1 protein-coding gene is annotated in these 1,832 nt (G+C 34.0%); it reads left to right on the forward strand.

From position 1 onward, the window contains the following. Positions 1-239: 239 nt before the first annotated feature. On the forward strand, positions 240-1,733 hold the full coding sequence (locus FKV42_RS00460; RefSeq protein ID WP_154808287.1) for an IS1182 family transposase: 1,494 nt from the start codon (positions 240-242) through the stop codon (positions 1,731-1,733). The last annotated feature ends 99 nt before the right edge of the window (positions 1,734-1,832 follow it).

Genomic DNA, 1,832 nt, shown 5'->3' on the forward strand with positions numbered 1-1,832 from the left:
CGTTCATTACTCTTCCTTTTTCTTTGTCTCAAAGGAATCATGCTATTGCTTCTAGTTTTTTATCTTTAATGACACGGCCACCTCAGAGTTCTACTCCTCTCTATGCGTGGGCACTATAGAGAATCCTAAATCATTCCAGACATAGCTAAACAGGCTGTCCGACAATTCCTACTTACTAATTGATTATTTTTAATTTTAAAATAGATAAATTTAAATTAAAGTTTAATTTATTTCTAGTTATGGTATTTATCCAATCATCTAAAAACCAGACATGGCTTCTGCCGCCTGATATAAGAGAGATAATCAGTTCAGACCATATCTGTTACTTAGTAGATTCATTCGTAGAAGAACTGGACTTTACAGATTTTGAACTTAGGTATGCAGGTGCTGGGCACCCTGCATATCATCCAAGGATACTCTGTAAAATACTGATTCAGGCAATGATTGATGGTATTAGGTCATCACGTGCAATAGCACGATGTGCGCGTGAAAATGTAGTGTATATGTATCTTGCTGAGAAATTGATTCCTGATTTTAGGACCATAAGTGACTTCAGAATGAATAATGGAAGCCTTATCAGAAATATTTTCAAAAACACCATATATGCTGCCAGAGAAGTTGGTGCCGTAGGACTGGGACAGTTGAGCATAGATGGATCTGTTGTTAAAGCGTTTGCATCCAATAACAGTACTGTTACTAAAAATGAACTGGGTGTTATTGATGATTATATCGATCAGATGCTAAAAGAGATTACTATTACTGATGAGCTTGAAGATAAACAATTACATCAATGCAGGGGTTATGATCAGCTTGATTCAACCAGTAAAAGTAGGGTAAAATCAATATGCAAAAAGTATGCTGACAAGTTTCAGAATTCTGAACAGAAGAAAAATCTGCGATGCATAAAGAACTTGAAGAAGGCTAAGGATGAATCTATAATAGACAACGTGGAAAAATTTAGCTTAACAGATCCCGAATCAAGGTTTATTAAAAACAAGAAAGGTAGAATTGAACTGGGGTATAACACACAGTTAACCGTCGATCACAAAAAAGGCATCATAATTGCTAATGATGTGTGTCAGGATAGAAACGATGTTCATCAACTCAAACCACAGCTAGAACTTGTAGAACAATATTGTGGACAATTAAAAGAAAGTACGAAAATATGTGCTGACAGCGGTTACATGAGTGAAAAGAATATACAACTCTTAATGCAAAAGAATCTGGATCCCTATATACCAGAAAGAACTGATAAAAATAATATCAAAAAAGTGCAGAAACGTAAAAATGGGAGCATAATACATGCTTCCTTCTTTACATATGATGAGCAAAGAGATGTGTATGTCTGTCCTGAGAATCAAATTTTGAAATTATATTATGAATTCTATGACAAAAGAAGGTCCTTAACACGTCGTGTTTATAAAGGTATAAGTTGCAGAGGTTGTAAATCAAATCAACAATGTACAAATAGAAAAGATAAAACAAGGCAATTGCAGGTTAATTGCCTATCTAACGATAGAAAATGTCTGAAAGAGAAAATGAGTACTGTTGAAGCACAAAGAATCTTTGAAGAAAGAAAGTATACCGTAGAACCTGTAATTGGAAACTATAAACAGAATTTAAAGTTCAGAGAGTTTTCTACAAGAGGATTAAATTCAGTTAAAAATGAATTTAACCTGATGTGTGCTGCAATCAATCTGAAAAAGCTGTGGTTACACAAAGAATGCAAATAATTCATTGAAAACAATTGTTGTATTGTGAAATAACAAAAAAACTCCATAATTGGTGCAGTTAAGTATTATCATCTAATTTCGGATTGTCGGACAGCCTGT

The organism is Methanolobus vulcani (assembly GCF_006546655.1).
Lineage (GTDB): Archaea > Halobacteriota > Methanosarcinia > Methanosarcinales > Methanosarcinaceae > Methanolobus > Methanolobus vulcani_A.

Excerpts from the sequence above, each read along its gene's own strand:
- FKV42_RS00460 (WP_154808287.1), top strand. The coding sequence starts at position 240 with ATGGTATTTATCCAATCATCTAAAAACCAGACATGGCTTCTGCCGCCT.